Annotated in this window: 24 protein-coding genes; 9 read left to right on the top strand and 15 right to left on the bottom strand. The window is 69.5% G+C overall.

The annotated features are described in order from the left end of the window. Nucleotides 1-122: 122 nt before the first annotated feature. Entirely contained in the window at nucleotides 123-1,385 is a 1,263-nt protein-coding gene (locus HBH26_RS16930; protein ID WP_168135826.1) for an MBL fold metallo-hydrolase, read from the top strand. Here the strand turns inward: HBH26_RS16930 and HBH26_RS16935 are convergent. Continuing rightward, nucleotides 1,382-1,621: a helix-turn-helix domain-containing protein gene (locus tag HBH26_RS16935; protein ID WP_168135827.1), complete on the bottom strand. Its 240-nt coding sequence runs from the start codon at nucleotides 1,619-1,621 to the stop codon at nucleotides 1,382-1,384. The genes HBH26_RS16930 and HBH26_RS16935 overlap by 4 nt on opposite strands. Nucleotides 1,622-1,921: 300 nt before the next feature. Between HBH26_RS16935 and HBH26_RS16940 the strand changes: the two genes are divergently transcribed. The 3 genes from HBH26_RS16940 to HBH26_RS16950 are packed head-to-tail and all read left to right on the top strand — an operon-like array spanning nucleotide 1,922 to nucleotide 3,509. Then, nucleotides 1,922-2,260, top strand: a complete 339-nt coding sequence (locus HBH26_RS16940) for an antitoxin Xre/MbcA/ParS toxin-binding domain-containing protein (protein WP_168135828.1) — start codon at nucleotides 1,922-1,924, stop codon at nucleotides 2,258-2,260. After that, on the top strand, nucleotides 2,257-2,919 hold the full coding sequence (locus tag HBH26_RS16945; RefSeq protein WP_168135829.1) for a hypothetical protein: 663 nt from the start codon (nucleotides 2,257-2,259) through the stop codon (nucleotides 2,917-2,919). The genes HBH26_RS16940 and HBH26_RS16945 overlap by 4 nt, the downstream gene beginning before the upstream one ends. Further along, a complete protein-coding gene (locus tag HBH26_RS16950; protein ID WP_168135830.1) occupies nucleotides 2,916-3,509 on the top strand; it encodes a hypothetical protein in 594 nt (197 codons plus the stop codon). Before HBH26_RS16945 ends, HBH26_RS16950 begins: the two co-directional genes overlap by 4 nt. Here the strand turns inward: HBH26_RS16950 and HBH26_RS16955 are convergent. From HBH26_RS16955 to HBH26_RS16975, 5 genes are all read right to left on the bottom strand, one after another. Then, nucleotides 3,506-3,985: a hypothetical protein gene (locus HBH26_RS16955; protein ID WP_168135831.1), complete on the bottom strand. Its 480-nt coding sequence runs from the start codon at nucleotides 3,983-3,985 to the stop codon at nucleotides 3,506-3,508. The two genes, HBH26_RS16950 and HBH26_RS16955, sit on opposite strands and share 4 nt — an antisense overlap. Then, nucleotides 3,954-6,293 carry a hypothetical protein gene (locus HBH26_RS16960; protein WP_168135832.1) on the bottom strand — a complete coding sequence of 780 codons (2,340 nt, stop codon included), beginning with the start codon at nucleotides 6,291-6,293 and terminating at the stop codon, nucleotides 3,954-3,956. Before HBH26_RS16960 ends, HBH26_RS16955 begins: the two co-directional genes overlap by 32 nt. Before the next feature lie 35 nt (nucleotides 6,294-6,328). Beyond that, nucleotides 6,329-8,158 (bottom strand): hypothetical protein, encoded by a 1,830-nt coding sequence (locus HBH26_RS16965; protein WP_168135833.1) that lies wholly within the window; start codon nucleotides 8,156-8,158, stop codon nucleotides 6,329-6,331. A gap of 10 nt (nucleotides 8,159-8,168) precedes the next feature. Beyond that, complete coding sequence (locus tag HBH26_RS16970; protein ID WP_168135834.1) at nucleotides 8,169-9,572, bottom strand: tyrosine-type recombinase/integrase; 1,404 nt, start codon at nucleotides 9,570-9,572, stop codon at nucleotides 8,169-8,171. Between the two features lie 266 nt (nucleotides 9,573-9,838). Then, nucleotides 9,839-10,453: a hypothetical protein gene (locus tag HBH26_RS16975; RefSeq protein ID WP_168135835.1), complete on the bottom strand. Its 615-nt coding sequence runs from the start codon at nucleotides 10,451-10,453 to the stop codon at nucleotides 9,839-9,841. Between the two features lie 214 nt (nucleotides 10,454-10,667). On the opposite strand from HBH26_RS16975, the gene HBH26_RS16980 reads away from it, so the two are divergent. Both HBH26_RS16980 and HBH26_RS16985 read left to right on the top strand, forming a co-directional pair. After that, entirely contained in the window at nucleotides 10,668-11,453 is a 786-nt protein-coding gene (locus tag HBH26_RS16980) for a class I SAM-dependent methyltransferase (protein ID WP_168135836.1), read from the top strand. Then, nucleotides 11,450-12,145, top strand: a complete 696-nt coding sequence (locus tag HBH26_RS16985; protein ID WP_168135837.1) for a pyridoxamine 5'-phosphate oxidase family protein — start codon at nucleotides 11,450-11,452, stop codon at nucleotides 12,143-12,145. Before HBH26_RS16980 ends, HBH26_RS16985 begins: the two co-directional genes overlap by 4 nt. Here HBH26_RS16985 and HBH26_RS16990 read toward each other — a convergent pair. After that, complete coding sequence (locus HBH26_RS16990; protein ID WP_168135838.1) at nucleotides 12,139-12,618, bottom strand: cupin domain-containing protein; 480 nt, start codon at nucleotides 12,616-12,618, stop codon at nucleotides 12,139-12,141. The two genes, HBH26_RS16985 and HBH26_RS16990, sit on opposite strands and share 7 nt — an antisense overlap. Before the next feature lie 90 nt (nucleotides 12,619-12,708). On the opposite strand from HBH26_RS16990, the gene HBH26_RS16995 reads away from it, so the two are divergent. Next, the gene (locus HBH26_RS16995) at nucleotides 12,709-13,596 is read left to right on the top strand and encodes a PhzF family phenazine biosynthesis protein (protein WP_168135839.1); all 888 of its coding nucleotides are present in this window, start codon (nucleotides 12,709-12,711) and stop codon (nucleotides 13,594-13,596) included. A gap of 11 nt (nucleotides 13,597-13,607) precedes the next feature. Here the strand turns inward: HBH26_RS16995 and HBH26_RS17000 are convergent, their stop codons facing one another. From HBH26_RS17000 to HBH26_RS17030, 7 genes are read right to left on the bottom strand one after another with little or no spacing between them, the layout of a single operon-like run. After that, a complete protein-coding gene (locus HBH26_RS17000; protein WP_168135840.1) occupies nucleotides 13,608-14,519 on the bottom strand; it encodes an EamA family transporter in 912 nt (303 codons plus the stop codon). Next, the gene (locus tag HBH26_RS17005; protein ID WP_168135841.1) at nucleotides 14,516-14,776 is read right to left on the bottom strand and encodes a hypothetical protein; all 261 of its coding nucleotides are present in this window, start codon (nucleotides 14,774-14,776) and stop codon (nucleotides 14,516-14,518) included. The genes HBH26_RS17000 and HBH26_RS17005 overlap by 4 nt, the downstream gene beginning before the upstream one ends. Beyond that, on the bottom strand, nucleotides 14,773-16,182 hold the full coding sequence (locus HBH26_RS17010) for a pyridoxal phosphate-dependent decarboxylase family protein (protein ID WP_209308648.1): 1,410 nt from the start codon (nucleotides 16,180-16,182) through the stop codon (nucleotides 14,773-14,775). Before HBH26_RS17010 ends, HBH26_RS17005 begins: the two co-directional genes overlap by 4 nt. Then, nucleotides 16,179-16,559 (bottom strand): nuclear transport factor 2 family protein, encoded by a 381-nt coding sequence (locus HBH26_RS17015; RefSeq protein ID WP_338057449.1) that lies wholly within the window; start codon nucleotides 16,557-16,559, stop codon nucleotides 16,179-16,181. The genes HBH26_RS17010 and HBH26_RS17015 overlap by 4 nt, the downstream gene beginning before the upstream one ends. After that, nucleotides 16,556-17,119, bottom strand: a complete 564-nt coding sequence (locus tag HBH26_RS17020) for a GFA family protein (protein WP_168135842.1) — start codon at nucleotides 17,117-17,119, stop codon at nucleotides 16,556-16,558. Before HBH26_RS17020 ends, HBH26_RS17015 begins: the two co-directional genes overlap by 4 nt. Next, nucleotides 17,120-17,386: a DUF1272 domain-containing protein gene (locus HBH26_RS17025; RefSeq protein ID WP_168135843.1), complete on the bottom strand. Its 267-nt coding sequence runs from the start codon at nucleotides 17,384-17,386 to the stop codon at nucleotides 17,120-17,122. Between the two features lie 30 nt (nucleotides 17,387-17,416). After that, nucleotides 17,417-18,472, bottom strand: a complete 1,056-nt coding sequence (locus tag HBH26_RS17030; protein ID WP_168135844.1) for an AcrVA2 family anti-CRISPR protein — start codon at nucleotides 18,470-18,472, stop codon at nucleotides 17,417-17,419. A gap of 275 nt (nucleotides 18,473-18,747) precedes the next feature. On the opposite strand from HBH26_RS17030, the gene HBH26_RS17035 reads away from it, so the two are divergent. Together HBH26_RS17035 and HBH26_RS17040 are read left to right on the top strand one after the other, a co-directional pair. Then, nucleotides 18,748-19,113 (top strand): cupin domain-containing protein, encoded by a 366-nt coding sequence (locus HBH26_RS17035; RefSeq protein ID WP_168135845.1) that lies wholly within the window; start codon nucleotides 18,748-18,750, stop codon nucleotides 19,111-19,113. Continuing rightward, complete coding sequence (locus HBH26_RS17040; protein WP_168135846.1) at nucleotides 19,113-19,604, top strand: Lrp/AsnC family transcriptional regulator; 492 nt, start codon at nucleotides 19,113-19,115, stop codon at nucleotides 19,602-19,604. Before HBH26_RS17035 ends, HBH26_RS17040 begins: the two co-directional genes overlap by 1 nt. A gap of 271 nt (nucleotides 19,605-19,875) precedes the next feature. On the opposite strand, the gene HBH26_RS17045 is transcribed toward HBH26_RS17040, so the two are convergent. Then, nucleotides 19,876-20,865, bottom strand: a complete 990-nt coding sequence (locus HBH26_RS17045) for a helix-turn-helix transcriptional regulator (protein WP_168135847.1) — start codon at nucleotides 20,863-20,865, stop codon at nucleotides 19,876-19,878. Nucleotides 20,866-20,895: the final 30 nt, after the last annotated feature.

Consider the following 20,895-nt stretch of genomic DNA (forward strand, 5'->3'; position numbering starts at 1 on the left):
CCTGTTGCGTCCGGCATGGTGTGGCTTCCGGCGGCGACGCGTTGCAAATGCCGCGTGCGCGGCTAGCGTGAGCGTCAAGGGGGGAAGCCATGCCGCGCCTGCTCGCACGTCTCGTCTGCGCGATGGCGGCGGTGCTGCTCGCGTGCGCGGGTCAGGTCGCTACGGCGACCGATGTTACGCCGAGCGCTCGCGTGGTCCGCGGTGTCGTCGTGCGCGAGCGCCCCACGACCGCGTCCGCGCCGGTGGGTGGCCTTCGTCCGGGCGACAAGGCGGTGGTGGTCGAGGACCTTCCCGGCTGGTGGCGGGTCCGGCTTCCGGACGGCGCCACGGGCTACGTCAGCAAGGCGTGGACGGTGGTCGTCGCCGAGGCGCCGCCGTCCCAACCTCTGTCCGCTACCGCGCCGACCTGGAAGGTCCACGTCATCGACGTCGGCACCGGGCTCGCGGTGTTCGTTGAGGGTCCCGGCTTCGCGATGCTCTACGACGCCGGCAGCCAGGACGACCTGGCGATGGGGAGGGACAACCGCGTCGTCGCCTACATCCACGCCGTCAGGCCCGACCTGACCACGCTCGACCACGTGGTCCTCAGCCACCCGCACAAGGATCACGTCGAGCTCATGCCCGACGTGTTCGACAGATACGCCGTGCGCGACGTCTGGGATTCGGGGGCGCTCAACCCGACGCGTGGATACTGCCGGTTCCTGAAGAAGGTTCTCGCCGAGCCCGGGGTGCGGTATCATGACGCTATCGCGACCGGGGGCGTCCGGCTCGCCGTCTTCCCTAGCGGAGAGTGCAAGGGCAGGCTCTCCATTCCGCAGTCCACGATGATGACGGCCGACCCGATAGCGCTCGGTCCGGGTGCGTCCATGTCGATCCTCTACCGCAACGCCGAGAGGCACAGCGACCCGAACGAGAACACGGTCGTCGTGAGGCTCGACCTCGGCGGCTACCGCATCCTGCTCGCCGGTGACGCCGAGGCGGGCGGCCGCGATCCGGTCGATACGCCACCGACGCGGGGGTCCATCGAGTGGTCGCTGCTCGGATGCTGCAAGGCGGCGCTCAAGGCCGACGTGCTGATCGTCGGCCACCACGGCAGCCTGACATCGTCCCGGCGGCCCTTCCTCGACGCGGTGGGCGCCTCGATCTTCGTCATCTCGTCAGGCCCCCATCCATACCAGTCCGTGCAGCTGCCGGACGCCGGCATCGTCACCGAGCTGCGCGGTCGCGGCCAGGTGTTCAGCACGAAGGAAGGCGACGAGGAGTGCCTGACCGCGACGGCGAAGGTCGGCCCGGACGAGGACGAGAGCCCGGGCGGCTGCACCAACGTGCTCGTGACGGTGGGCCCGCTGGGCGTCGGCGCGGCGGTCGTGCGTCCCGCCGACTAGTCGGCGCCTGCCTCCGCCGCGGGCAGCCCCGCAAGCAGCTCGCCGAGGTCCACGGGCAGCGCGACCGCGATCCGGGCCAGCGTCTCGAGCGAGACGTTCTGCGCGCCACGCTCGATCCGGCCGAAGAACGAGCGTCCCAGGCCGGTCCGCCGCGCGAACTCCTCCTGCGAGACGCCCGCGGCCTCGCGGCGCGCCCGTATGCGCCTGCCGACCTCGATCTGGAGTTCGCTCTTCACGCCCGGTGGATAGCAGCCGGGCGGCGGCCCCTCCAGTCGAATGCGCGATCACCGTTGACATCAAGGTCGAATGCTGTATGCACCTTTTAAAGCCACGCCCGATAAGGTTCCTAGGCCGTGATTTGAAGGTTGGAGATTGCACGTGCGCGCACTGACGATCCGGCCGGGAAAAAAAGGCGGTGGCCGCCGCCGCGATCGCGCGCCCGCGTCGCCGTGCCGTCTGCCGCGCTTCGGCCCGCCACCATGCCTCGTCCGTCCGCCGATCGGGCGGACCCGGGGACCACCATGGGAGATTTCACGATGACCGACACGATCGAAGACCTCTACGAGCTCGGCGCCATGCGCGCGTCATGGCACGCGCTCGCCGTCCGCTGGGCCATCACCCCCCGCGAGATGGCGGCGATCCTGCCCGACGGCGGGATTCGCAACATGACCCCGCCGGCGACCACCGAGCGCCGCATGCGGCGGATGCTGGCGCTGGACCACCGCCTGCCGTTCTACGACGACGCGGACGCGCGGGCCTGGCTCCGCACCCCGATCCCGCAGCTCGGCGACCTCGCCCCCATCGACCTGCTCGAGCGTGGCGACGCCCACGTCCGCGAGCTGTTGCGGTTCGCGGAATGGAGTTTCGGGAGGTGAGCGCGGCGAGCCTGATCGAGGATCCCGAATACCTCCGCCTCCTGGACGATGTCGCCGGCCACCTGGCGGCACAGGAGGCGTCGCGGCTCGAGCTCTACCGCCGCTACCTCCAGTGGTCGGTGCGCTCGGCGTCGCCGCTCGTCGCCCGCATCGTCGATCGCCCTACGCTCGACGCCGCGCTCGATACGCTCGAGCCGAAGACCTTCTGGCCGGAGATCTTCCCGGTCGCTGGCGCGGGCCGCGGCTGGGGCGGCGGCTCGGTCGCGCAGCGGGTCGCCGGCGTCAGCAAGGGCAGGCTGCGCAAGCGCTTCGCCGACAGGAGCTCCGGCGTGCTGCTCCGCGCTCCCAGCCAGGACGTCGCCGGCGTCGGGGTCCGCATCGTCGAGAACTGCCTCGAGGTCCGCTTCTTCGGCGACAGGTTCCTGGTGACGACCTACCGCGGCAACGTCACGGTCGACGTCGAGGCGGCCGTGCCGGAAACCCTGCTCGATGGTGCCAGGGGGCGCCGGCTCTCGGACGTCGTGGACCATTCGGCGTTCACGGGCACCGACTACCGAATCAGGAGCGTCGGACGGGACGAGAACTACGTCACGCTCGTCGCCCGCACGGGCGTGGTGCCGTACCGGATGCCCTGGCCGCACCTGGTGAGGCCCGCGTGACCCCGTTCGAACCGCGCGACGGCTTCGACCGCATCGCGGCCGCGATGGCGGAGGTGGTGTCGTTCTCGCGGTCGCTCCCGGCCGGGCTCGCGCCCGTCGCGTCGATCTACCTCGACGGGGCCGTCGGCAACCTCATCCACGCGCGCGATGAGCTGCGGGCGGCCCTGGTCGGCGACCGTGGTGGTTGGCGTGCCGACATCGCCGAGATCGGTCTCGTTCAGACCGGTGTCGCGGGCGAAACGACGAGCGCCACCATCGCGGGCGGCGAGGCCGAGGGCGACCCCAGCCCCGACCTCGGTGCCGACGCGATCCGGTCGGGTCGGATGATGGAGCTCTCGCGGCGCGCCGGCTTCGCGGCGCTGCTCGCCAGCGCACTTGCCGAGCACAGGTGGGTGCATCTCGCGAGCGGCGTGACATGGGCGTCGACCTGGCCGGCCGCGGACTCGCTCGTGCGCGCGCTCAACGGGGGCCGGCCTTTCCCCGCGATCGACCACGTGGCGCTCCGCGGGACCGTCGATCGCCGCGTTGCGGAGGAGCTAGCCGTGCTGGGATGGCGACGCCTGTCCTCCCCGCGGCTGCCTGGCCACTAGCCCTTCTTCGTCCGCCAGCGCTTCGCCTCCGCGGCCGAGTCGAGCGCCTCGCGTCTGGCGCTGGCGAGCTGCAGGTCCTTCTCCGCCAGCTTGGACCGCAGCACCCGTTCCCGCTGCTTCCACTCCCGGGCCTCTTCCTGCAGCCGCTCGATCAGGGCCGAGGTGTTCTGGCTCACGCCGTGCGTCGGCCGGATGTCCCTGATGAACCGGGCGAGCTTGGGGTATCGCGGCGTCTTGCCGACCAGCGCCTTCCGGTCGCGCCCGGACTGGATCACGATGTTCTCGATGTTCACCGGCAGCCGCGCGTCCTCGTCGCCGTCGGCCCGCATCTCGTCGAGCTTCCCGAGCAGGTCCCGGTGGTCCGGCTCGCCCCTCAGCAGCGCGTCGACGGCGTCGACGAGGTCGCGGTAGACCGCGGGTCCGGAGCCCAGCGGGAAGTCGAGGTCAGCGCTGATCAGCAGTGGATGGTGCATCATTCCCTCCCATGGTGTTGGCCAAGCCCGACAGCATTGCTCCGCCGACCTCTGCGTCCGTCGTCTTCGCCAGTGCGCCGGCGTTCGCCTTCGTCACCCTCGGCACGCTCGCGCCGAGCGCCTTCAGCACTCCGGCGGCCTGCTGTGCCATCCTCCGGACCACCTCGAAGTCGGCACTGCCGTCCGACAGCATCCAGTTGGACTGATGCTGCACGTAACGTCGCCGCCAGAAGGCGCCGTGCTCGCTCGAGACCGAGAAGTTCTCGCATCCGGCGCACATGCCGGGTGTCCTCGTCTCGACGTTCGGGCTGAGGCGGCGCCAGCCCGAGGTCCCCGCCGCCTCGTGGCACCGCGCCTTGTCCGGGTTGGCCGCGATGAGGCAGCGGCCGTGCTCCGCGTTGAAGATGCGCAGGTCCCGCGTCACGAGGGCATGCCTCACGTTCTCGTAGTTCTCCTCCAGCGGAAGGTCGCCGATCAGTCTCTCCAGGTCGTCGGCGAAGCCGTCCATGGCGCGGTCGAGCTTGCCGAACTTCCCGCCGTCCCGCCGTCGCATCTCGTAGAGCGCGCGGTGCGTCTCCATCATGTGGACGCTTTCCGCCGCCGCGATCATCGATGGGTCCTCGGGCATGTATGCGCCTTCGGTGACGGCGATCGACATGTGCTTGAAGTGGTGCGCGAGCGCGGGGATCATCCGCTCGTCGAGCCGCATCATGAAGAGCGCGAACGTCTTGCGCCACTGGTGCGTCCGGATACAGCGGCCATTGTCCTTCACGTAGGGCGCGAGCTTCGGGTTCCTCGCGACCTGTGACTTCAGCCCGGCAAGTCCGACCTCCTTGCGGCCCGCGTGCTGGGCGAGCGCGAGGTTCACCTGCGAGGACGACGCCGGAACGATCGAATCCTTGCGCCGCGGCAACCCTTGGGTCGCGAACGTCAGGATGAGCGAACGGCGCGTCAGGTCGTCCTCGACCAATTCGCGCCAAGGCTCGAACAGCCGTTCGAGGACGCGGATCGCGCGCACCACGGGCGGCTCCAGGTCGACCGCGTCCGCTGGGCGCGATCCGCAGAGCCACTTCTCGTCCTTCGGCTCGTCCTCTCCCTTCGAGAGCTTGCCGTGCATGAAGAAGTGGTGGTGGAGTCCGCTCTTCGACCGCTTGACCGAGATGCAGGCCGGCAGCGCGTGCGCGGGCGACGACCCGTCAACCGTCTGCGGCCCCTTCGGCTTGACCCCGGTCTCGAGGCTGAGGACCTCGCTGATGCGGCAGCCCGTCCCGGAGAAGATGACGGTGATGCAGGCGTTACGGATGAGCTGGATGAGCTCGCGCAGCTCTTCGGAACCCGTGGCGAGCTTCGTGTCGAGCGAGAGCGGCGCGTGCCAGGCCTTTCCCTCGACCAGCGAGAAATTGAAGTCCGCCGTCACCTTCTGGATGCGCGCGATCTCGTGGACCCAGGGCGGCCGGTCCATCCGGAACATCGCGCCGAGGTGCAGCCTCTGGAGCTCGATCACGTCTTCGGCCGGTTTCCCGATGAGGCGGAACGCGTCGCCCATGATCAGGGTGGAAACCTCGTCGGGCAGAGGCGGGATGAGCGCGACCGCGATGGCCGACGCCTCCTCCGCCTCCCTCGCGACCGTGCTGCCTGGGAACGGGTCCTCCGGCAGCACGTCGACGCCACCAGCGGCCAGGTCGTCGCGGTGCTCCCATAGCTTGCCCAGTATCCAGAGCCTCAGGTGGGCCGCGGAGTAGGTGAACTCGTCCTTCGCGATGATCTTGGGCGGCTTGGCGCTCCGCTTCTTCTTGCCGGCCTTGGTCATCGGCCGATGGAGCTCGGTGTGGCCGTCCGCCTCTACGGGCGGGTCGTCGGTGACTTGGACCTCCTCGTCCGTCGCGCTCGTGACGGCGGTCGCGTGGTCCAGCAGGTTTTCATCAGGGTCGACCTGTTCAGGGTCGGAGAGCGCGACGTGCAGGTCGCGCTTGAAGCGCTTCACCGCGTCGAGGTCGAACTGGTCAAGCGAGCTGTAGCCGTGCCGCTCCATGTAGCGCAGGAAGTGTCGGACGCCGACGCTGAAGTTCGCCGCCGAGGTGTGCTTGTGGAGGACGCGCCCGTCGCGCTCTAGGAACAGCAGCGCCGCGAGGTATTTCATCTCGTCGATCAGCCTCTGGTCCGCGGCGACGTCCCAGTGGATCGCGTGGAGCTTCCAGTTCCGGCCGGGTGTCCAGCCGTCGATATACCAGACGTCGCTGTCGAAGCGGCTGCGCGAAGAGACCATGACCGGCTTCGCGAGGATGTCATTGAGCCTGGGCAGCCGACCCATGTCGAGGCGGGGGAGATGGTTAGCGTCCATGTCGTTCAATCCAGTCTGGGGAGGTCGGGGATGGTGGTCCGGGCCAGCGCTACGCCTCGCTTCACGACCTCGGGATCGGTGAAGATGCGCGCCCAGTGGACGGTGATGCGCTCCTTCACGGGCGCCCAGCGGCGGAGCCACGGTGGACCGAGCCGGCCTGCCGCCTCGTCGAGCGCCTCCCGGAGCTTGATGAGGTAGGCGTATGAGTGCTCGGAGCCGGGGTCCATCATCGCCAGCGGGCAGATCGGGCAACGGCCGTAGGCCTGGCAGAGGCGCCCCTTCCTCTCGCCCTTGAGCGGGGAGCGGTAGGGGTTGAGGCAGGCGAAGCCTGGCGTGGCCGATCCCAGGTCGGAGCGGAGGCGGTGCCGGGCAGCCACGTCGATGCGCCCCGCGGTCTGGTATTTGCGCTCCAGCTGCAGCATGCCCGCCGCGAGCATCTCCTCGTTCCGGCGCTGGAAGGCCTCGCTGGTGTAGAACTCACGGGTCGTGTTGGGATCGTCGTGGTTCGCGACCTGCTGCATCGCGAGCAGGTTGCCGTCGGTGATCTCGTGCACGAGGTCCAGCGTCGTCGGCCTGATCTGCTTCAGCTGGAAGACGTCGATCTTGTGGCGGGCGCAGAACCGCGCGATCGCCTTGCGCATCGCGATGTCTGTCCCTTCGAGCGCGAAGACCTTGTTGTATTTCCAGCTGTAGCGGAGAAACACGCGGTTCGCCCATTCGGGCCTGACGATCGCGCGGGCCCGCAAGCACCGGTCCCGCAGGTGGCGCAGGATCGTGCGCGGGTTGTCGAGGTCGTCCGTCGCCAGGACGGTGTTGATCTGGTTCTTGTTCGCCCTCGGCTTGAACGGCTTGAGCCTGATCCGCTCCCGCCCGAAAAGCGTCTCGTCCTCGTAGTCGTCGTGGGTCATGTTGAGCACCACGCCCGGGTTGAACGCGAACATCAGCGTGAGAAGGAGGACGAACGGGAGGATCTCGTCGAGGTTGGGGTAGAGGAGAGCCTTCGCCGCCTCGAAGAGCGCCTTATCGATGCTGGGGGCGAAGCGCTTCGAGCGGGCGGCGATCTTCCAGTAGACCGGTATGCTGCCCTTGTAGGTCTGCATCAGGTAGGCGGCGCATGAGAAGGCGTCCTTGCCGGCCGCCTCGAGCGGGACTGCTTGGCTCATTGTCGCCTTGAGCCTGTCGCGATCCTTGCGGAACCGCAGGATGCTCCTCTCGCAGTCGTCGGCGGCATGGACGTAGAGCCGCTCTAGCGTGGCGTCGTCGAGGATCTCGGTATGCTTGGTGTCCTTTCCCGCGTTGGGGTAGGGGTTCTTGAGCAGCTTAAGCGCGGGTGACAGCTGCGGTGCCCACCGCTTCGACGCCATCAGCGTCGAGAGGATCCGCTGGCCCGCTAGCAGCACCTTCGAGCGGCTGTTCTCGCTCGGCATGAAGATCGGGGATTCAGGGTCGTCGATCCACGCCTTGAACGCCACGAGGGTACTCTCGTCGATGTCGCTGAGCCTCGTCTCGTGCTTGGCGCCATGTCTGGCGAGGAAGGCCACGAACCCGGTCTTAAGCGTTCCCCATCCCCTGTATCGGGCGTCGGCGGATCTGCTCTCGAGGAAGCGCAGCGTGTAGGCCTCGGCGAGCGGCTGCGCGAGATGCGTGAAGGCGTGGAGCCCTTGAAGCTCGACCGGCCCCTTCGACAGGGCGCCGAAGTGATTGGGGAACGCAACGGAGATCGCGCCGTCGTCGCCTCGCCGGATGTATCTCGCGACGACGTTGTCCGGGTCCGCCCGCTGCTGCTTCTTGGCTTCGCGCGCGCGGCGCGCGGCCTCGCTCTCCCGTTTCGCCATTTTCCCCTCCTCAGTGGATCGTCTCTTCGCGCCGGTCCTCGGCGACCCACCTGTCGCGCATTGCGCGATAGGCCTGTCCCAGCCTGTCCAGCGTCTCGGCGCCGAACGCGTCGAGCACCTTCAGGTAGGTCCCGACCGTGGTGGAGACGGACGCGTGCCCGAGCAGTTTCTGGATGCGGATCCAGGGGCGCGGGATGCCGATGTCCTCCAGCGCATGGTAGGTCATCACGGCGAAGGTGTGCCGGAAGTCATGGAATGTGTGCCGAGGGCCGATGGCGACGGCCGCGTCGGGCGTGCCTTTTGCGATCGTCTTGGAGCGGCGCAGCTCCTCTATGCCTAGGCAGGTCTCGGCGAACCGCTGCTCGATCGGCTCGGCGTTCGCGCGCTTGCCGACGTGGCGCCCGGACCCCGGTGGGTTGACCAGCAGCTGCCATGGGAGCGAGGTGGCGTGGCGTCCCTTCGCCCAGATCCGCCTCGCCTCGGCGAGCGCGACCGACCTCTCCTTGGCGATGTATTCGGCGATCTCGCTCATCAGCCAATAGGGGATGAAGACCTCGCGCGGGACGAGACCCTTGGTGTGCGTGATGCGGAGCTCGAAGAGCTTGAACCCCTCCTCTGGCGTGCAGGTGAAGTCCTTAAAGGTCGCTGAGTCGAGGTTCAGGATCTCGTCGATGCGCATGCCGCAGGACAGCGCGAGCTCCATCGCGAGGCGGTCGCGCGAGGTCATGAGCTTGCCGTCGGGCTCCTTGCGCCAGACGCTGTCCTTGACCTCTGGGTCGGGTGTCCACTTCTCGCCCATGTCGCTCGGGAGCTTGCCCATCCCGCGCTCGAACGCGGGGAGATACTTGCCGGCGATCGGGTGCGGGTCAGCCTCGAAGCGCTGCCACTCGGGGGGCTTCGTCCGCCGCCGCGAAGCGGCGAACTTCAGCTTGGCGAGCCTTGTCGAGGCAAGTGCCGTGGGTGCCCGCTCGACCAACCCCTCGTCGAGCGCCCAGCGGTAGAACTCGCTGACGGAGGCGGCGCGGCGCTTGACCGTCGAACTGGCGAGGAAGTTGTTGGTGCGGCCGCTGATGAGCGTTCGCTGGTCGATCAGCCATTCGGCCACGAGGTCGTCGTCGGCGACGTCCCACGGGATCTCGCGGGCGTCGAGCTTATACCACCAGTCCTTGAGGTCGGAGATCGCGGCTTCGGCCGAATTGCGCTTCGTCCAGCGGCCCTCCGACCAGCAGTTTGCGGAGGTGAACTTGGCGCGGGCGTAGAGCAGCACAGGCTCTATGACTTCGGCGCTCTCGACGTCGAACAGGAACGGGAAGCCTGTCGGAAGCGCAGGCCGCCTGCCGGCGGCGGCAACGCGATCGACGTTCGGCTCCGGCACGCTTTCGTCGAGATCGAAGTGCTCGATCACCAGTTCCATTTCAATTTTCCTCTCAATGTGGACGGACGCCTCACCCGTCCGGCACGGGCTTTTCAGAAGGGACTTTTCCGCAAGGCCGGATAATCCAGCTTATGTCGGGTCGCGATTTCGTCCCTTCGGGGGAATGCCGTGTAAGAAGCGGTGAGTGGGACCTGAGGGGACCTTGGACGTCCGCCTGTTAACATCAGGTCCCCGCTCGGGTCCCTTGCCTCGTCCCTTCGCCCGACCGTCGAGACGACTGTCTCGGCGACCGGGTGATGGGACCGTCAGGCGGCGAGCTTGTCGGAGCGGTATGCCCACTGGCCAGGCCCGTTGAACTGGACGAAGCCCCGACTGACCCCGACGTGGGCGTCACGCATCGCGTCGGACGCCGCCAGCTTCAGGAGCAGGTTGGCGCCGCGCCGCAGCCCGGCCTCAAGCTTCGCGGCCGGCCAGCCCTCGACCTTCGCGATACTGCGGCCGGGACGCAGCACGAAGTGGCATGGCGCCTCGCGCTCCAGGCCGACGAGGACTGCACGCTTGCCGCCTGCCGGCGCCCAGAGGCCGCATTGCGGATAGCAGGCGATCAGGTCGCCCTCGACCCGGAAGACCATGATGCCGTGCGGATCGCCGGCCGCCCGCTCGATGTGGAAGGTTAAGTGGACGACGTCGGTCTCCAGGCGCGCGGCGGCGGCCATCAGCAGGTCGCGTTCCCCGAGCGTCAGCCTGAAGCCGGACTGGATGATCGGCTCCTCGTCCGTCTGGTCGTAGCCGCGGCGTCCGAGCAGCAGGAGGTTCAGCGCTGCCATGTGGCGCGCCATGTTGCCGGCCGCGACCGGGTCCGCGGCGACGCGCTCCTGCTCGCGCTGCATCTCGCGTTCGGCTTCCGTAATCTCTTTCATGATCTGCTCCTTGGTTGGCGCGGAAGCCTGGCCTTTTCCCTCGGCCCGACTTCACACCCCTTCGCACCGCACCCGGATGCGAATCACGCTTGCACCCTGGAATAACGACCGTTACCCAATGCATAACCGCTGCTATCCGTCGCCTGCGGCTGCACCGGTGCGCATCATGGCGACGATCATGACGGTAGGCGGATCGGGGACCGGGAGACTGACGATGGGGAACGCCGACGGTCAGGACCATGACCAGCTGGTCGACGCGCAGTTTGGCAAGCAGGCCGAGCGCTACGTCGAGAGCTCCGTCCACGCGACTGGCGTCGATCTGCGGCGCATCGGCGACATCGCGCGGATCGGGGTCTACGATCGCGTGCTCGACCTCGGTTGCGGCGGCGGGCACGTGACCTACGCCGTGGCGCCGCACGTCTCCGACGTCGTCGCGTGCGATCTTTCCCAGGGCATGCTCGACGCCGTGGCGACGGAGGCGGCAGGTCGCCACCTCTCCAATGTCCGCACGGCGCTGGCGTCGTCGGAACGGCTGCCGTTCGCGGACGCGTCGTTCGACCTAGTCGTCAGCCGCTACAGCGTGCACCACTGGCGGGACTGGGAGGCGGGGCTGCGCGAGGCGCGGCGCGTCGTGCGGCCCGATGGCTGCCTGGTCTTCGTCGACGTGATGGCGCCTTCGTCCCCGATGCTGGACACGCACCTGCAGGCGGTCGAGCTGCTGCGCGACCCGTCCCATGTCCGCGACCGCAGCATGGCGGAGTGGATCGCGGCGCTCGGGCGCGCCGCGATCACGCCCGTCTGGGTCGAACCCTTCCGGCTCCCGCTCGAGTTCGTCCCCTGGGTCGAGCGCATGGCCACGCCCGACGTCGCGGTGGACGCGATCCGATGGTTGCAGCGGGGGTCCTCGTCGGAGGTGCAGGCCGCGTTCCAGATCAAGGACGATGGCGGCTTCGTGGTGGACGCCGTGTTCATCGAGTGCCGGGCGGGAGAGGTCGCATGACGGCCGATCCAGCGGCGCCGACCGACCTCTCTCGCGCACGGCGCCGGCCAGAGCGCGCCACCTACGACCGCCCCGCCATTCACGCCGCGCTCGATGAAGGGTTGATGGCGCACGTCGCGTGGTCGCACGACGGTCAGCCCTTCGCGACGCCGACGGCATACTGGCGCGAGGGCGACACCCTGTTCTGGCACGGCTCGGCCGGCAGCCGGATGATCCGCTCGGTCGTCGGCAACCGCGCCTGCGTCACCGTCAGCCGCATCGACGGGCTGGTCGTCGGCCGGACGGGATTCGCGCACTCGATCAACTACACGTCGGTGATGGCGTTCGGAGGCGTCGAGGCGGTCCCGGAGGTGGCTGGCAAGCGTGACGCGATGCACGCGTTCATCGACCGCATCTATCCCGGCCGTTCGCCGACCCTGCGACCGATGACCGACGCGGAGCTGGCGCAGATCACCGTCGTCCGCATGCCGATCGTGGAGGCGGCGCTGAAGGTCCGGTCCGGACCGCCCGCGACGCTGGAGGCGGACGACGGGTGGCCCGTATGGGCAGGCGTCGTGCCCGTCCGGTCGGTGGCCGGTGTGATGGAGCCCGCCGCGACGAACGACGCGAGCGCGGGCGAGGGTCCGGCACCGTATCGCGATGGCGTGTCCCGCGCTCTGGCGGACCTGCTCCGTCACGCCGCCCGTCAGTAGGGGGAGCCGTCCTTTCGCGTGTAGGTCCACCGGCCGTCCACGTTGACGGCGACGAGGTCGTCCTCGGGATAGTCGGCGGTGTCGCCGGGGCGCCGGTCGCCGATCTCCAGGTAGGTGGCTGGCGCGTCCGAGCGGTTGACCAGGCAGTGCGCCCTCCCGCCGGCCGGGAACCCCGCGCACGTGCCGGCCGACAGTGTCGCCTCGCCGCCCTCGTGCCGCAGGACCAGCTCCCCTGATACGACGAACACGAACTCGTCCTGCACCGTGTGCCTGTGCATCACGGACGATTGGCTGCCAGGTTCGAGCGTGGTGAGGTTCACGCCGAAGCCGTTCAATCCGAACGCGTCGCCGAGCGGACGCTTGAAGCGTCCTCGCACCTTGGCCGCGAACTCCGGGGGATAGTTGGTCGATCCCCGTCCGGGTGCCTGCTGTGCGACCAGTGCGACTGGCGTTGGCGGTTCGGTGTCGTGCATCGTGCCTCCTGCGCTCCTTGCGACATTGGATCACGAACGCTACCCAAATACAACCGGGGACATGGTCGCCGCCAATGCAGAGGAGGTCCGATGAGGAAGTTCGACTACCGCACCGTCGACGTGTTCACCGACCGCCGCTTCGGCGGCAACCCGCTGGCGGTGTTCACGGACGCGCGGGGCATGTCGGACGAGGAGATGCTCCGCCTGTCCGCCGAGATGAACCTGTCCGAGACGACCTTCGTCCTGCCACCGGATGACCCCGCGAACACGGCCCGCGTGAGGATATTCAACCGCACCGCCGAGATGCCGTTCGCCGGCCACCCGAACGTCGGCACGGCCTTCGTGCTCGCGTCGACGGGAAGGGCCAGTGGGGAAGTGCTCCGCTTCGAGGAAATGGCCGGCATCGTCGAGGTCGACCTCGTCCGCGATGCCGGGATGGTGGGTGGCGCGTCGATCAAGGCGCCGCGACCGCTCGAGCTCCTCGGGGAGGTCGAGCCCGCGGCCGTGGCCGGATGCATCGGTGCCGACCCTGCGAAAATCGTCCTGGATCGGCACCCGCCGGTCGTCGCCAGCGTCGGGGTCGACTTCGTCATCGCCGAGTTCGCGCCGGAGGCGCTTGGCCGTGCCACTCCGGATCTTGCGGCCTTCCGCGCGGCACGCGCCGCCAGCGGGCTGAGCACCGACCGGCTCTCCCTGTTCTGCTACGCGCGCGACGGCGGCGGCGTGCGCGCACGCATGTTCGCGCCGCTCGCGGGGACGTGGGAAGATCCCGCGACCGGCAGCGCGAACGCGACCCTCGCGGCGCTGCTGCTCAGCCTAGGCGGCGACGAAAGGATCGCGTTCCGCTCGACGCAGGGCGTCGAGATGGGCCGGCGAAGCGTCCTCGATGTGCATGCGTGGCGCGCGGACGACGGCATCAGGGCCGGAGTGGGAGGTTCCTGCGTGCCGATGTTCACTGGCAGCGTCGAGCTTGACTGAGGCACGAGCCTTTAATCCGGCAACTTCTGCGCGACTGGTCGGCGCACGACGAGCTGGTTCAGCGCCAGCCCGCCGAGCACCAGCGCCCCGGCCGCCAGCTTCCACCCTTCGATGGGTTCGCCGAGGATCAGCGCGGACGAGGCGAGGCCGAAGATCGGCACCATGAGCGCGAGTGGCGCGACCTGCGACGCGGGATGCCGGCTTAGGAGCCAGTTCCAGCTGCCGTAGCCGAACACGGTGTTGGCGTAGGCCTGCCACGCGACGACCGCCCAGACGATCGCGTCTCCCGACAGCAGCGCCGAGCCGAAGGCGCTAGGCCCCTCGATGAGGAGGCTGGTCGCCAGAAGGGGCGGGACCGCGAACGGGCTCGCCCAGACGACGAACGCCACCATGTTCACGCGACCGGCGGTCGCCGCGAAGTAGTTGGACACCGCCCAGCTGGCCGCAGCCGAAAGCACCAGAGCGAGGCCGATCGGCGTGGCGGACGAGCCGCCCTCGACCGCGATGACGACGAGGCCGCCACAGGCGATCGCGAGCGCCGCGATCTGGGCGCGACGGACGGGCTGGTGCAGCAGTGCGGCCGCGATCGCGATCGTCAGGAAGACCTGCATCTGGACGACGAGCGAGGCGAGGCCGGGACTGACCCCGAGCCGCATGCCTGGGAAGAGGAAAGCGAACTGGAAGCCGAGGAAGAAGCCAGCCGCGGCGAGACGGCGCAGCGGGACCGCGGGTCGCGGGATGAGGAGGATCGCCGGCAGGGCCGACAGCACGAACCGCATCGTCGCGAGGAAGATGGGTGGCGCCCGCTCCAGTCCCATGTGGATGACGACGAAGTTCGTGCCCCATACGGCGGTGACGAGCACGCCGAGCAGGAGGTGGAGCGGCGGCAGGCCGCGCGAGGCGGGTTCGGCCGTCCCGCTCATCCCTGACCGGTGATCGCGCGGGCCAGTCGGACGACGTCCGGGAAGGTGGCGTCGAGGGCAGCCTCGATCCTGGCCTTCTCCTCGTCGCTGATCTCGACGTCCTCGAGCGCGTCGACGTCGGCGAGGAAGATGACGCCCTCGAACCGCGCGATGACCTGGGTGTGGCTGTAGTGCCACTTGCCGTCTTCGACACGGATGTAGGGGCCGAGGATCTCGACGGGCTGGCCTGCGAGGATCGCGTTCTTGGGGAAGGTCATGGTCTCGTCTCCTGTTCTGCGCCGCTCCGCGCGGCGGCTATGATCGCTGCCGCGGTGCGGTCGATGTCCGCGTCCGTCGTGACCCAGCTCGAGATGCTCACGCGCATGGCGCGCCTGCCGCGCCAGGTCGAGCCACCGCACCAGCATGTGCCGTCGGCCTGCACGGCCGCGGTCATCGCGTCGGTCGCCGCGTCGTCGTCGGCGGCCACCAGCACCTGGTTGAGCACCACGTCGTTCAGCACCTCCAGCCCGGCCGCGCGGACGAGGTCCGCGAGCCGCGCGGCGTGCCTGCAGGTCCGGTCGACGATCCCGGCGACGCCGCTGCGGCCGAGCGACCGCAGCGCGGCCCAGATCTCGACGCCGCGCGAGCGGCGGGAGAGCTCGGCGGAATAGTGGCTGGGCTCGCGGTGGCCGCTCGTCACGAGGTATGACGCGGGCGCCGACATCGCGGCACGCAGGTGCCCGGGATCGCGGACGAGCGCGATGCCGCAGTCGTAGGGCGTGTTGAGCCACTTGTGGCCGTCCGTGGCCCAGGAGTCGGCGAGCTCCGCGCCGGCGGCGAGGTGCGCCTTTGCCGCCGATGCCGCCACCCACAGCCCGAACGCGCCGTCGACGTGCACCCATGCGCCGGCCTCCCGCGCGCGGGCGCAGATGTCGGCGATCGGGTCGAAGCCGCCGCTGTTCACGTCGCCTGCCTGGACGCATACGATCGTGCGCTCGTCGAGAGGTGGCAGCCTGTCAGCCATGATCCTTCCCTGTCCGTCGACCGGCGCCCGTTCGAGGGTCGCCCGTCCGTAGCCGAGCAGGGACAGCGCCTTGGTGACGGTGACGTGCACCTCCTCCGACACGACGATGCGGAGCCGTGGGGCGCCGGCTAGGCCGTCCTCGCCGACGTTCCAGCCAGCCCTGGCGAGCAGCGCGTCGCGCGCGGCGGCGAGCGCGGTGAAGCTCGCCATCGACGCGCCGGTCACGAACGCGCCGCCGATCGTGGCCGGGAGCCGGAGGATGTCGGCGAGCCACTCGAGCGCGATCTCCTCCAGTCTCGCAGAGACCGGGCTCGCGGCCCACAGTCCCGCGTTCTGGTCCCAGGCGGTCGCCAGCCAGTTCGCCGCGACCGTCACCGGCAGCGCCCCGCCGATGACGAAGCCGTAGTATCGGCCGCCCTGCGAGGCCATCGTTGCGGGCGATCCCGCCTCGTCGAGGAGCGCGAGCGTCTCGGCGGCAGGGGTCGGCGCATCGGGTAGCGGGCCCGCCAGACGCTCGAGGGCGGCGATGTCGGCCGCCGAAGGTCGGACCGGCCGCTCGTCCACGCCGTCGAGATACGAGTTGGCGCGTTCGGCGGCATCGCGCAGCAGCGCGGCGCGCTCGGCATGCATCGCGCGCTGCGAGCCCGCTATGCCCGTCACAGCGCCGCCCCGTAGAGCGCCTCGCCGGAGACCTGGCGACCGTCCTCGAATCGCATGATCTCGACGGCGGTCCGGGCCGCGCCGTCCTTCTCGGCGCGGTAGAAGACGACGAGCGTCTGCGCGGGCACGTCGCAGATCGCCTCGATGAGGTCGAACCTCAGCGACGTGCTCTGCGCGGAGGCACGCTTCCAGTAGGCCCGCAGCGCCTCCTTCCCCCTTACCTCGCGCTCGCCCGTGATGGTGGCGGCCAGCGGGCTGATGAACACCGGATCGTCGGTGAAGTGGCCGAGCACCGCCTCGACGTCCCGTCGGTTCCAGTTCGCGATCCAGTCGCGCGCGAACGCCTGCATCCGCTCCGCGTTCAAGCTATCGGTCACCCGTGTCTCTCCTTCCGTCGGTTGTTTGGCGCGGGTCGCGGCCACGCCGGCATCCGCGCTGACGCCGAGCTCGCGACGAGCTCCCACGCCGCCAGCAGCTTGGCATGGTCGTCGGCCTGCCCGTCGTAGGTCAGGATGCCTGGCTGGACGGCCCACGGCTGTGCGCTGCTCGTCCAGAACTGCGCGACGGGGCGGATCCACGAGGCGTCATCGAGCGTCCCCGCCCGCAGGTTGAGCGTCCGCGCACCGTCGGCCTGCGTGTAGATCCTGGAGTTGCACTTGTCGCAGGCGTGCGACCGGTTCACCCGTCCGGAACCGGTGGGCCGCTCGCCCGTGCGCAGCTCGCCCTGCGTGATGGCGAGCCCATCCGCGGGCACGACGATGGAGAGGCTGAAGGCGCTGCCGGTGCGCTTCTGGCAGAGGTGGCAGTGGCAGATGTAGCACGTGAGTGGCGGCGCGGTGAGCAGGTAGCGGACGGCGCCGCAGTTGCAGCCGCCGACTGCGCCGACCCTCCCTTCTTCGGGGGTCTCGGTCGCCGAAAACGTCCCCTGCTTGCTCACCTAGGCGGCCTCGCGTGTCGCGCGGAGTTCCCCGCAGGGACCGCCGCGCAGCACGCGGACAGTGGACGCGGGATCGGTGGCAAGCGCGGCGGGCGGACGGATCGGCCGGGGGACGAAGTTCCCCTGGCAGTTCGGGCACACGCCACCGAGCACCGTCTCCACGCAGTCGGCGCAGAAGGTGCATTCGTAGGTGCAGATCCGCGCGTCCGGACTGTCGGGCGGGAGGTCGCGGTCGCAGCATTCGCAGTTCGGTTTCAGGTCCATCATCGGCTCTTCTCCACCCCAGGCATCTCGTCCCTACCGCACCAGCCTGGCCCTGTTCACCACCTGCGCGAAGTCCGCGCCGCGCCAGTAGGGCTCGATCCACAGGAGGCGCCGCTCCAAGCGACCTTGTCCGCGGGCGTGGTAGCGCCAATGCCCCGCGACCAGCTGGCGGACGCTTCGACGGTCGGACACCTCGCCGCGCCGTGTCTCGCCGACCGCCCGCCGGGGGCCCAGCGGCACGAGCCCCTCGCCGAGCGCCATGAACTTGCGCGGACTGCGGTTGAGCGGATCGCGCGCGCCCGCATCGCGGCGCGGTGGCGACACGCGTGCCCCCTGCGACGTGATGTAGAGGACCGTGTTGAGCAGCAGCCTGTGGAAGTCGCGCCCCTTCGCGCGGATCGGCGCGTCGTCCACGCCGGGCCACGCGGTCGAGAGCATCGCGTCGAGCGAACCCTCGCCGTATCGCATCGAGCGCTGCATCATGCCGTGGGTCCGCCGTCCGCGCGTGTGGAGCGAAGCCGCTAGCAGGCACGGCTCGCTGCCGACCTGGAGGTCGAAGAGGATCGAGCTGATCGCCCCGCGGCCGGGGTTAGGGCCGAACGGCCGGCCGGTGTGGAAGGCTGCCAGCGACGCGTCGTCGTCGAACACTAGCATGAGGCTCCTGAACGGCAGGCGCAGCGCTTGCGCGGGCACGTCGTCCCGGGTCTCGAGCAGGCGCTCGGCAAGCGCGGGGGCCACGCGGTAGGTCTTTCCGCCCGCCATCTCGAGGTTGAGGACCAGGTGGTAGTGGCGCGCCAGCTCCTCGAAGCGGAGGCGCAGCTCCTCGCCCTCGCGCGCGACGACGGCTGCGCGAGCGTCGTCCCGGCTCGTGCCGAGCCGCTGGGCCTCGGCGACGTAGAGCCTTTCGAGCCGTCGCTCGACGAGGTCGAAGAAGGACGTGGGAACCTCCTCCAGCCGGGCGAACCCGGGCTCGTGACCTGACTCCACCAAGCGCGCCGCGTCCGCGCGCGCCAGCCTGACGAGTTCGGGATCGTTGGCGGCCAAGAAGTCGACGATCGTGGCGGGAAGCGAGGACGCGGGCAGCCCCATCTTCTAGCCGCCTGTCCCGGTAGCCTGGTTCGTTTCTGGCCAGGGCGTGTCCACGCCGGATCATCCCCGATCGGCCTAGTCGTCGACATGGTCGGTCATTCGCCGGCGGGCGCCAATCGCATCGTAATTCAAGTCGCGTCGCTGGCATCGGCATTGGAATCATAGGCTCGGCTCAATGCGTCGATCCCGCTTGCGACGGGATCAGAGCGCATTTAGGATAGAGAACGTTATCCAACTGCCGTCGTCGGTAGTCGGCTACGCATCGGGAGATTTGGATGGAGAGCGCACCGGTCGTCGTCGACATAGAACGGAGCTTCGCGGCGTTCGACGACGTCTGGGCGCCGAAGATCGTCGCTCGCTACAACGGCAACGAGATCCGCCTGGTCCGGACCGAGGGCGAGTGGGTCTGGCACAGGCACGACGAGACCGACGAGCTCTTCATCATCCTGGAGGGTGAGTTCGAGATGGCGTTCCGCGACCAGGTCGTGACGGTCGGCCCCGGCGAGATGCTCCTGGTGCCTCGGGGCGTCGAGCACCGCCCAGCCGCCCGCAAGGGGCAGGTCAGGCTCATACTGATCGATCCGGACGGCACGCCGAACACGGGCGACGTCGCGACGGCCACGACCGCCGTCGAGCTGTGATGGCGACGGTCCGGGACGTCTCCTCCAAGTTGGATTCGATCGACATCGCGCTGATCGAGGCGCTGCAGGCGAACGCGCGGACGCCGATCGCGGAACTCGGGCGCAAGGTGGGGCTGTCGCAACCCGCGGCCTCGGAGCGCGTGCGCCGGCTCGAGGACATCGGCGTGATCGTCGGCTACGGCGTCCGGCTGGATCCCGCTGCGCTCGGTCTCGCGACGGAGGTGTCGATGCGAGTCCGGACGAGCTTCGACCGCTTCCGGCCGTGCGTCGAACACCTGAAGGGGGTGCCGGAGGTGGTCCAGCTGCGGCGCCTGACCGGGGAGGAGTGCCTCGACCTGACCGTGCGCCTGCCCGACACCGTCGCGCTCGAGGCGGTGATCGACGACATCGGCCGCTTCGGCGACGTGAGGACGGCGGTGGTCCTCCACGCCGAGCCCCCTAAGCCGCTCGGGCGGACGCTGATCCGCGGCTGCGGGGCGCGGCGCGCCTGAGGCGCCGCGATCCACCGGCCGGAAAATAGCCGGCCCCGGGGCGCTGATCAGGTCTGTCGGTTTACCCGTCTGCATTCCGCATCGGGCGCACGTGATTCCGGGCCGGGACGCGTCACCATCCCAGCGACGCGTTCTACGCGGCTTCAGATCGATCGCGAACGCGGCGGCCAGGACCGCGTCGCTCACATCAAGTCGCTGCGCACGCTAGCCGGGGACCTGCAATTCGACTCCTGGTCGCCTTGGCCCCTTTGCTGTCGCGGCCGGGCCGGCCTCACGGCAGTGCCTCGAAGTCGCGCTGGTGCCCCTGGACCATGGCGCGCAGCGCCGCGGGCTGGAGCACCTCCACCGACCTGCCCCAGGAATAGAGATGCCAGCACATCTCCAGGTGGCCCGACGCCCTGAACCTCACCAGCAGCGATCCGTCCTTCTCCTCCTCGACCGACTGGGTCGGATGGAAGACGAACCGGCGGGCGTGGTCGGCCGCCTCGGGGGTGAAGCGCCACACCACCTCGCCGTGCTGTGCCTCGCTCTCGTAGGAGCCGAAGCCCTTCTCCGCGTGGGCGCGCAGGCTGAAGCCGGGGTCTATCTCGAAGCTCTCGCCCAGCACCTCGGCCGAGTAGATCTCCTCGACCCGGTAGTGCTGCAACCGCGCGCCCTTCTTTGCCGTGTCCCGCGCGACGAGGTAGCGGCGCACGCCGAGCAGCAGGCCGTGCGGCGCGACCACGCGCTCGCTCGGCTTGTCCTGCGATCGCCGGCGGTAGGTGATGCGGAGCAGGAACGGACCCTTCAGCGCTTCCGAGATCGCGGCGTTGACTTCGCGGTCCATCACCGGCTGCGGACCGGGGCGGGCGGCGTGGCCGAGCGCCTCGAGCAGCGCCTCCTCGTCGACCGCGAGCCGAGTCCCCGCCCCGGGCGGCAGGAGCGCGCGCACCTTGGCCTGGAGCTGCCGCAGCGTCGCCGCCTCGGCCGTCATCTGCTCCGCCTCGAGTTCCGTTATCGCGGTCGCTAGCGCCGCCAGCTCCTCGGCCGACGGCGTCAGGAGCGGCGCGATGGCCTTGGCGTGGATGCGCCACCGCCGCTTCCGGTCTTCGCCGTCCTCGGCCTCGGTCTGCGGGAACGCGGCCTGAAGCGCGTCGGTCATCCGCTGCGCGGTGCGGTGCGAGCACCCCCACTCCTCGACGATCTCCTCGAGCGACACGCCGCTCCGCCCCGTCGCCATCATCGCGAGCTTGAGCAGCTCCTGACCCTTCGCGAACGACATGGACTCACCCCTGACAACTTTTGTCACCCT

Source organism: Sphingomonas corticis (genome assembly GCF_012035195.1).
GTDB lineage: Bacteria > Pseudomonadota > Alphaproteobacteria > Sphingomonadales > Sphingomonadaceae > Sphingomonas > Sphingomonas corticis.